The organism is Micromonospora globispora, assembly GCF_003857015.1.
In the GTDB taxonomy this organism is placed as follows: Bacteria; Actinomycetota; Actinomycetes; order Mycobacteriales; family Micromonosporaceae; genus Micromonospora; species Micromonospora globispora.
The window spans coordinates 1-8,606 of record NZ_QGGF01000519.1; the positions used below are offsets into that span (position 1 = coordinate 1).

General features: G+C 74.5%; 7 protein-coding genes and 1 pseudogene. 2 read left to right on the top strand and 6 right to left on the bottom strand.

The features are described from left to right. The 4 genes and pseudogenes from DKL51_RS35890 to DKL51_RS27810 form a co-directional block, all read right to left on the bottom strand. Positions 1-116, bottom strand: a pseudogene (locus DKL51_RS35890) (cobalamin biosynthesis protein CbiX); the annotation flags it as partial. Further along, positions 98-859: a phosphoadenylyl-sulfate reductase gene (locus DKL51_RS27800; protein WP_109945442.1), complete on the bottom strand. Its 762-nt coding sequence runs from the start codon at positions 857-859 to the stop codon at positions 98-100. The pseudogene DKL51_RS35890 and the gene DKL51_RS27800, both read right to left, overlap by 19 nt. After that, on the bottom strand, positions 856-1,014 hold the full coding sequence (locus tag DKL51_RS27805) for an IS1 family transposase (RefSeq protein WP_123809808.1): 159 nt from the start codon (positions 1,012-1,014) through the stop codon (positions 856-858). The genes DKL51_RS27800 and DKL51_RS27805 overlap by 4 nt, the downstream gene beginning before the upstream one ends. Then, positions 1,011-2,723: a nitrite/sulfite reductase gene (locus DKL51_RS27810; protein WP_109945441.1), complete on the bottom strand. Its 1,713-nt coding sequence runs from the start codon at positions 2,721-2,723 to the stop codon at positions 1,011-1,013. The genes DKL51_RS27805 and DKL51_RS27810 overlap by 4 nt, the downstream gene beginning before the upstream one ends. A 361-nt stretch (positions 2,724-3,084) precedes the next feature. Between DKL51_RS27810 and DKL51_RS27815 the strand changes: the two genes are divergently transcribed. Further along, positions 3,085-4,617, top strand: coding sequence for a glycosyltransferase family 39 protein (locus tag DKL51_RS27815; protein ID WP_109945440.1), 1,533 nt, complete (start codon positions 3,085-3,087; stop codon positions 4,615-4,617). Positions 4,618-4,680: 63 nt separating this feature from the next. On the opposite strand, the gene DKL51_RS27820 is transcribed toward DKL51_RS27815, so the two are convergent. Together DKL51_RS27820 and DKL51_RS27825 are read right to left on the bottom strand one after the other, a co-directional pair. Further along, the gene (locus tag DKL51_RS27820; RefSeq protein WP_109945439.1) at positions 4,681-6,228 is read right to left on the bottom strand and encodes a sensor histidine kinase; all 1,548 of its coding nucleotides are present in this window, start codon (positions 6,226-6,228) and stop codon (positions 4,681-4,683) included. Between the two features lie 25 nt (positions 6,229-6,253). After that, positions 6,254-7,285, bottom strand: a complete 1,032-nt coding sequence (locus DKL51_RS27825; RefSeq protein ID WP_109945438.1) for an SIS domain-containing protein — start codon at positions 7,283-7,285, stop codon at positions 6,254-6,256. A gap of 182 nt (positions 7,286-7,467) precedes the next feature. Between DKL51_RS27825 and DKL51_RS27830 the strand changes: the two genes are divergently transcribed. Continuing rightward, positions 7,468-8,606, top strand: a 1,139-nt coding sequence (locus tag DKL51_RS27830; protein ID WP_148097863.1) for a tetratricopeptide repeat protein, incomplete at its 3' end; no start/stop codon positions are given.

Below are 8,606 nucleotides of genomic sequence, written 5' to 3' on the forward strand. Positions count from 1 at the left end.
GCCGCCACGGCCCGGGCCAGTGCCCGGGTCGCCTCGGCCGCCCGCGGGTCCCGGCTGCCGTGCGCCACCAGGACCACCGGCTCCGCCGCCGGGGCGCTCAGACGTGCAGGCCGCACTCGGTCTTCTCGAACATCGCCCACCGTCCGGCGCGGGGGTCCTCCCCCGCCCTGGTCCGACGAGTGCACGGCCAGCAGCCGATCGAGCCGTAGCCCCGGCTGAACAGCTCGTTGACCGGAATGTCGTACCGGGAGATGTAGGCGTCCACGTCCTTCTGCGTCCAGGCCGCGATCGGGTTGACCTTGACCTTGCCGCGTCGGGCGTCGAAGGCCACCACCGGCGTGTTGGCCCGGGTCGGGGACTCGTCCCGCCGCAGGCCGGCCGCCCAGGCGTCGTACCCGGTCAGGGCCCGTTCCAGCGGCTCGACCTTGCGGAGCTGGCAGCAGTCGTCCGGGGACTTGTTGAACAGCCGGGGGCCGTACTGGCCGTCCTGCTGTCCCACCGTCATCCGGGGGCGGATCGAGCGGACGTTCACCGGCAGCCGCCGGGCCACCTCGTCCCGGACCCGCAGCGTCTCGGGGAAGTGCAGGCCGGTGTCCAGGAAGATCACGTCGACACCCGGCGCGACCCGGGAGACCAGGTGGGCCAGCACCCCGTCCGCCATCGAGCTCGTCACGCAGAACCGGTCGCCGAAGGTCTCGGCCGCCCAGCGGGCGATCTCCAGCGCCGGCGCGCCCTCGAGCTCCCGCCCGGCCCGCTCGGCCAGTGCGCGCAGCTCCTCCGGGTCACGCCGCGCCGGGTCCGCCGGCGCGGGACCACCGATACCGACCAGGCCCAGATTGGCCGCGGACACCAGATTCATCGGGCCACCGCCCTGCCGAGCAGACCGGTGAACTTCACGGTGAAGACCCGGGCGCAGGCGTGGCACTCCCAGGCGCCGTGCCCGGCCTCGCTCGGCCGCAGGTCCTCCTCACCGCAGTACGGGCAGTACAGCGGCACCGAACGGGCATCACTCATCGGAGTTCCTCCTCGTCGACCCTGATCACCCAGTTGGCGAACGTCTCGCCCTCAGTCCGGCCGGCCAGGTAGCGGCGGGCCAGCCGTTCCACGTACTCGGGAAGCTCCTCGGCGGTGGTCTTCAGGCCGCGCAGCTTGCGGCCGAAGCCGGCGGTCTGCCCCTGCGCCATGCCGAGGCCGCCGCCGAGGTGCACCTGGAAGCCCTCCACCTGCCGGCCGTCCGGGCCGACCACCAGCTGGCCCTTCAGTCCGATGTCGGCGACCTGGGTGCGGGCGCAGGCGTTCGGGCAGCCGTTGATGTGGATGGAGATGTCCGCGTCGAAGTCGCGCAGCCGCTCCTCCAGCCGGGCCACCAGCTCCTCGCCGCGCGCCTTGGTCTCGACGATGGCGAGCTTGCAGTACTCGATGCCGGTGCAGGCCATGGTGCCGCGCCGCCAGGCCGACGGCCGGGCCTCCAGCCCGATCCCGCGCAGCTCGTCGACCAGCGACTCGGTCCGCTCCGGCGCCACATCGAGCACCAGCAGCTTCTGGTACGGGGTGAGCCGCACCCGGTCGCTGCCGTGCGCCTCGACCACGTCGGCGAGCTTGGCGAGCTGCGGGCCGGAGACCCGACCCACCACCGGGGCGGCGCCGACGAAGTTCCGGCCGTCGCGCTGGCGGTGCACGCCGATGTGGTCGATCGGCTTCTGCGGCAACTCCGGGGCGGGACCGTCGAGCAGGGCGCGGCCCAGGTACTCCTTCTCCAGGACCTCGCGGAACTTCTCCACGCCCCAGTCCGCCACCAGGAACTTCAGCCGGGCCCGGTTGCGCAGCCGGCGGTAGCCGTAGTCGCGGAAGATGCCGACCACGCCGGCCCAGACGTCCGGCACGTCGGCCAGCGGCACCCAGACGCCGAGCCGCTTGGCGAGCATCGGGTTGGTGGAGAGGCCGCCGCCGACCCAGAGGTCGAAGCCGGGACCGTGCTCCGGGTGGTCCACGCCGAGCAACGCGATGTCGTTCGCCTCGTACGGGGTGTCGACCAGCCAGGAGATCGACGTCTTGAACTTGCGGGGCAGGTTGGAGTACTCCTGGCTGCCGACGTACCGGCGGACGATCTCGTCGATCGCCGGGGTCGGGTCGACCAGCTCGGCCTCGGCCACCCCGGCGACCGGGCTGCCCAGCACGACCCGGGGGCAGTCCCCGCACGCCTCGGTGGTCTGCAGGCCGACCGACTCCAGCCGGCGCCAGACCTCCGGCACGTCCTCGACCCGGATCCAGTGGAACTGGATGTTCTGCCGGTCGGTGATGTCGGCGGTGTCCCGGGCGAACTCGCGGGAGATGTCCGCGATCACTCGCAGCTGGGCCAGGGTGAGCTCGCCCCCGTCGACCCGGACCCGGAGCATGAAGTGCTCGTCTTCCAGCTCGTGCGGCTCCAGCACGGCGGTACGTCCACCGTCGATGCCGGCCTTGCGCTGGGTGTAGAGCCCCCACCAGCGGAACCGGCCGCGCAGGTCCTGGGGGTCGATCGAGGCGAAGCCGCGGTGCGCGTAGATGTTCTCGATCCGGGCCCGTACGTTGAGCGGGTCGTCGTCCTTCTTCATCCGCTCGTTGGGGTTGAGCGGCTCACGGTGGCCGAGGGCCCACTGCCCTTCGCCGCGCGGACGGCGGGGCGCCCGGGCGGCCGGGGCCGCCGGGGTCTCGGGCCGGGACTGGGTGCTGCTGACCGCCATCGCGGCGTCCTCCGTTGTCTGCGGTTGCCTGGGTGCGCGGACGCGACGGCCGGCCCCTGGTGAGGGCCGTGGACGGCGATGTCATGAACGGCCGGCGCGCATTGCGCCCGAGACGGATGGGTCGGGCGTCGTCAGTGGGCCGGACAGATGGCGCTGCGGACGCGGCCGTAATCGACGTGGCGGCGGGCCACGAAGCGGCGGACGACAGCGGCGAGCATGGCCACCATGCTTCCACACCCCGGGTCGGCCGGCCAACGACCGAGTGTGTGATCCCACATCACGGACCAGAGGAAGCCGGACTCCTGTTGATCAACCGGCCACGCAGGCCGGCCAGGTGTGCGAGGCTCTGACCGTGGGCGAAATGCCGGTAAAGCGGCCTCTGGTCGGGCGTCCGGTCGTCCCGGTGGAGCGGGTCGGCCCACCCCCGCACGTAGCGCGGGAGCAGGCCCTGATCCGGCGACCCTGGGTGTGGCCGGCGCTGCTCACGCTGGTCATCGCCCTCACCGGGATGAGCCGGGCGCAACTGTGGCGGGACGAGCTGGCGACCTGGAGCGCGGCGACCCGACCGGTGGGCGACCTGGCCCGGCTGGCCGGCACCATCGACGCCGCCACGGGGCCGTACTACCTGCTGATGCACGGCTGGGTGGCCCTGTTCGGGGACTCGACCATCGCGCTGCGGCTGCCCTCCGTACTGGCCATGGCCGGGGCGGCCGCGGTGACCGCGCGGCTCGGCGAACGGCTGGTCGACGCCCGGACCGGCCTGCTCGCCGGCCTGCTCTTCGCCGTACTCCCCGGCACCTCCCGGTACGCCCAGGAGGCCCGGCCGTACGCGCTGGCCACGCTCCTCGCCGTGCTCGCCACCCTGCTCCTCGTCGAGGCGCTCCGCCGACCGTCGTGGCCCCGCTGGGGCGGGTACGCCGCGGCCGTCGCCGCGCTCGGCCTGATCCACCTGATCGCGCTCACCCTGCTCGCCGCGCACGCCGTGGCGGTGCTGCTCGTCCAGTGGCGTGGCCCGACGAGTATCGGCCTGCCTGCGGGGAGGGACTGGTCCGGCCCTGCCAGGCTGTGGCGGTGGCTGGTGGCGCTGCTGCCGGCCCTGGTGCTGGTCACCCCGCTGGTGCTGGCGGCCCGGGCACAGCGGTCCCGGCAACTCGACTGGGTGGACCTGGCCCGGCTGACCGACCTGCCCGCGCTGCCCGGCGGGGTGACGCAGAGCGGCGCGGTGGGCGGGCTGCTCCTCGGCCTCGCCGCGTTGGGCGCGGCACGGCTCGGTCGGCGCGCGCTGCTGCCCGGGGCGTGCGTCCTGCTCCCCGTCGCGCTGGTCTTCGCCGCCGGGCTGGTCGTACCGCTGTGGGTGCCGCGCTACCTGGTCTTCACCGTGCCGTTCGGCTGCCTGCTGGCCGGCGCGGCGCTGGCCGGCGTACGGCTGGCACCGGCGCTGGCCGTGGTGGTGCTGGCCGGGCTGCTCGGCGCGCCGGACCAGGCGGCGCTACGGCACACCCACGAGTGGCCCCGTACCGCCACCGTCGACTACCGGGGCGCGGCTCGGGTGATCGCCGACCACCAGCAGTCCGGCGACGCGATCGTCTTCTCCCCCCGGGACAGTTGGCTCTTCCTCGACCTGGGGATCGCGTACCGCCTGGGGTCGCGCGAGCCGCGTGACGTGCTGGTGGTCCGCGACCAGCGGCAGCGCGCGGACCTCTGGGCCGGCGAGTGCGACCGCCCGGCGGAGTGCCTGGCCGGCGTGCGACGGGTCTGGCTGGTGGTGGCCGGACGCCGCAACGACCCGCTGGCCACCGTGCGGGGCGCGAAGGGTGCCGCACTCCGGGACGGCTTCACCGTCCAGCAGGTCTGGCCCCGCCCCGGCCTCACCGTCGCCCTCCTCACCCGCTGAGCCTCGGGCCCAAGATGACCCGCTGAGCCTCGGGCCCCAAGATCCGCGGGCGGCGGGGGCGGGTCAGGCGGTGAGGCGGTCGGCGGTGCCGCGGGCCAGGGGGACCACCAGCACCGCCTCGGTGCCGCCGGTGGGGGCGTTGTGCAGCTCGATGCTGCCGCGCAGCTCGCCGGTGACCAGGGCCCGGACGATCTGAAGGCCGAGGTTGGCGCCCCGTTCGGCGTCGAACTGCTCGGGCAGCCCGCGGCCGTTGTCGGCGACCGTGACGTGCAGCTGCTTGCGGAGCCGGTGCGCGCTGACCACCACCTCGGGCTTCGCACCGTCCCGGGCGGCGGTCACGCCCTCCTCCCCGGCCGACGGGAAGCCGTGCTCGACGGCGTTGAGCAGCAGTTCGTTGAGGACCATCACCAGCGAGGTGGCGATCTCGGCGGGCAGTACCCCGAAGCTGCCCTGGCGACGCATCCCGACACTCACCTCGGTCACCGCCACCTCGGTGGCCGCGCTGGCCACCCGGTCGACGATGCCGTCGAACTCGACCGCCTCGTCGCTGGACATCGAGAGCGTCTCGTGGACCAGGGCGATCGAGGCGACCCGGCGTACCGACTCCTCGAGGGCGACCCGGGCCTCGGGCATGGAGACCCGGCGGGCCTGGAGGCGGAGCAGCGCGGCGACGGTCTGCAGGTTGTTCTTCACCCGGTGGTGGATCTCCCGGATGGTGGCGTCCTTGGTGATCAGGGCCCGGTCCCGGCGGCGTACCTCGGTGATGTCCCGGACCAGCACCAGCGCGCCGATCGGCACGCCGGCCGGCATCAGCGGCAGCGCCCGGGTGAGCATGGTCGCGCCCCGGGCGTCGATCTCCCGCCGGGGCGGAGCGTCTCCGCGCAGCGCGGCCAGGACGGCGTTCGCCGCGTCGGTGCCCTCCAGCGGGTCGGCGGCCAGCCGGCGGTGCAGCTTGGCCAGATCCTCCCCCACCAGGTGGGAGGCGTATCCCAGCCGCCGGTACGCGGACTGCGCGTTCGGGCTGGCGTACGTCACCTTGCCGTTGGCGTCCAGCCGGACCAGCCCGTCCCCGACCCGGGGCGCGGAGGTCGTCTCCCCGGGGTGCCGGGGCGGCGGGAAGGTGCCGTCGGCGATCATCTGTGCCAGGTCGTCGGCGGTGGTCAGGTAGTTCAGTTCGAGCTGGCTGGGCGTACGGGCGGTGGAGAGGTTGGTGTCCCGGCCGACCACGGCGATGACCTCGCCGGCCTCCCCCTCGGCGGTACGCAGCCGCACCGGGATCGCCTCGTGCCGGGCCGGCACGTCGCCGTACCAGACCGGGTCACCCTCCCGCCAGATCCGGCCCTGCCGGTGGGCCACCTCCAGGTGCGCCACCTCCGGTCCGCCGACGATCCGGCCGACCTGGTCGTCCAGGTACGCGGTGGGGGCGGTCGTCGGGCGGACCTGGGCCACGCAGAGGAAGGTCCCCTCGCCGTCCACCGGCACCCAGAGCAGCAGATCGGCGAAGGAGAGGTCGGACAGCAGCTGCCAGTCCCCCGCGATCCGGTGCAGGTGGTCGATGTCGGCCGGGCGGAGCTGGGTGTGCTCCTCGGCGAGGTCGCGCAGCGTGGACACGGTGACCAGAGTGCCACGCCGGACGTCACATCGTCGCGGTGACCTTCTTCAGCCCCCGGGGAGCGTCCGGATCCTCACCGCGGGCCAGCGCCAGCGCCAGCGCGAGCCGCTGCAACGGGAGGATGTCCAGCAGCGGGGCGTACCGCTCGTCGACCTCCGGGACGGTCATCCGGGCGCTCACCTCGACGTCGGCGGAACCGACCACCACCACGTCGGCGCGGCGCTCGCCGAGCCGGGGCAGCACCTCCCGCATGGACCGGCCGCCGGGGCCGGAACCCACCACGGCGAGCACCGGCACGTCCGGGTCCGTCATCGCGAGCGGGCCGTGCAGCAGGTCGGCGCCGGAGAAGGCGAGCGCCGGCAGGTACGACGTCTCCATCAGCTTCAGCGCCGCCTCCCGGGCGGTCGGGTACGCGTACCCCCGGCCGGTGGTGACCAGTTGGGCGGCGAACCGGTAGCGGGGCGCGAGCTGGGCCGGGGTGGGGTCGGCGAGGGTGCGCTCGGCCAGCTCGGGCAGCGCGGCGAGCGCGGCCCGCTCCTCGGCCGGTAGCACCCCGTCACCGGCCCGGACGCCCTCGACCAGCATCAGCAGCGCGAGCAGCTCCGCGGTGTACGTCTTGGTGGCGGCGACCGCTCGCTCGTGCCCGGCGGCGATGTCGACCGACAGCTCGGCGGTCTGCGCCAGCGGCGAGCCGGGCGCGTTGGTGACGGCGAGGGTCAGCGCGCCGGAGGCCCGGGCCACCCGGAGCACCTCGGTCAGGTCGGGCGAGCCGCCGCTCTGGCTGACCCCGACGACCAGGGCGTCGGACAGGTCGGGTCGGGCGCCGTAGACCGTGATCGCGCTCGGGGAGGCCAGGCCGGCCGGCAGGCCGAGCCGGATCTCGGCCAGGTACGCCGCGTAGAGGGCCGCATGGTCGGAGGTGCCGCGCGCGGTGAACACCACGTGCCGGGGCCGACGTTCGGCGATCACCGCCGCCACCCGGGCGATCGCCTCGGCGTGCTCGCCGGAGAGCAGGCGGTCGTAGCCGGCCGGCTGCTCGTCGATGTCGGCGGCCATGCCAGCCCCTGGACGCGTCACGAAAGGCTCCCCTCTGCGCGTTTTCCGCGCGATCGGTGCTCAGTCTTGCATCTTTCAGCCGCACCGATCAATGGAACGAGCAGCAATGCGCAGTGGATCACCAGATCGGTCGAAGATCCCCTAGGCTTGCCCGGCTGGCGAACCGACGCAGAGAGGACGACGTGCCCGAGGGAACGGACGACCCCGCGCTGTCCGCGGAGGAGGAACTCGCCCTGGCCCGGCTGGCGCTGGCCGACGGGGACCTCCAGCACGCCGCCGACCACGTCGCGGCCGCCCTCGTCCAGTCCCCGACCCTGCCCGAGGTGCACGAGACCCTCGCCCGGGTCGCCGTGGCCAGCGGCGGCGACCTGGAACTCTTCCCGCTCGGCCACCACGCCTTCGTCGGCGCGGTGGTGGCCCGCGCACACCTGCTCGCGGCCGCGGGGCGGCCGGCCGAGGGACTCGACCTGCTGGCCGCCGCCACCGGCTACGCGCCCGGCGTCGACTGGGCCGGCGTCCCCTGGGTGATCGCCCCCGAACTGGCCGAACGGCTCGACCCCGAGCGGGCCGCCCGGATCCTCATGCAGGTCTGCGCGGTCGTGCCGGACCCGGTGCCGCGGCGGGCCCGCGACCCGCTGCGGCCGTATCTCGCGCTCGCCCGCAACGCGATCACCGTGCACCCCGGGCACGCCCTGCTGCTCGGCGCGGCGTCCGCGCTGGCCCGGCGGATCGGCGAGGTCGCCCTCGCCGTCACCTGGGCCAGTCGGGGGGTACGCGCGGAGCCGTCCAAGCTCGGCGAGGTCTGGCTCGGGTACGCGTACCGCAGCGCCGGCCGCACCCGGGAGGCCCTGGCCGCGCTGGGCCGCGCCGTCGCCCACGATCCCGACGACCTCGCCGTCTACGCCGACATCGCCGGCACGCTCGCCGACAACGGGCGGCTGGACGAGGCGCTGGACTGGATCGACCGGGCACTGGCCCGGGACCCCAGCTTCGACTGCGCGGTGCACACCGCGCACCGGCTGCGCTTCCAGCGCGACAACGACGTGGCGCACCTGGTGGCGCTCGCCGACTTCATCCGGGACCACCCGGACGACACCCACGAGCACGGCGACCTGGCCGAGTGCTGCCGCAGCCGGCCCTGGCTCGGGCAGGTGACCCCGGCCGGCGGGCCGATGCTGGACGCGCTTCGGCAGGCGCTCGCCGCCGAGGGGGCCGCCCGGGTGGCCGTACGCCTGGACGCGCTCGAACCGCCGAGCGCGATGCGTACGGTCGCGGCGGCCGTGCCGGGGCTCGACGTCGAGCTGGCCGAGGCGGCCGAGGT

What these genes read in the sequence shown, in the direction of transcription:
- DKL51_RS27810 (WP_109945441.1), bottom strand. Translation starts at nt 2,723, where the DNA reads ATGGCGGTCAGCAGCACCCAGTCCCGGCCCGAGACCCCGGCGGCCCCG.
- DKL51_RS27825 (WP_109945438.1), bottom strand. Translation starts at nt 7,285, where the DNA reads ATGGCCGCCGACATCGACGAGCAGCCGGCCGGCTACGACCGCCTGCTC.
- DKL51_RS27815 (WP_109945440.1), top strand. Translation starts at nt 3,085, where the DNA reads ATGCCGGTAAAGCGGCCTCTGGTCGGGCGTCCGGTCGTCCCGGTGGAG.
- DKL51_RS27800 (WP_109945442.1), bottom strand. Translation starts at nt 859, where the DNA reads ATGAATCTGGTGTCCGCGGCCAATCTGGGCCTGGTCGGTATCGGTGGT.
- DKL51_RS27805 (WP_123809808.1), bottom strand. Translation starts at nt 1,014, where the DNA reads ATGAGTGATGCCCGTTCGGTGCCGCTGTACTGCCCGTACTGCGGTGAG.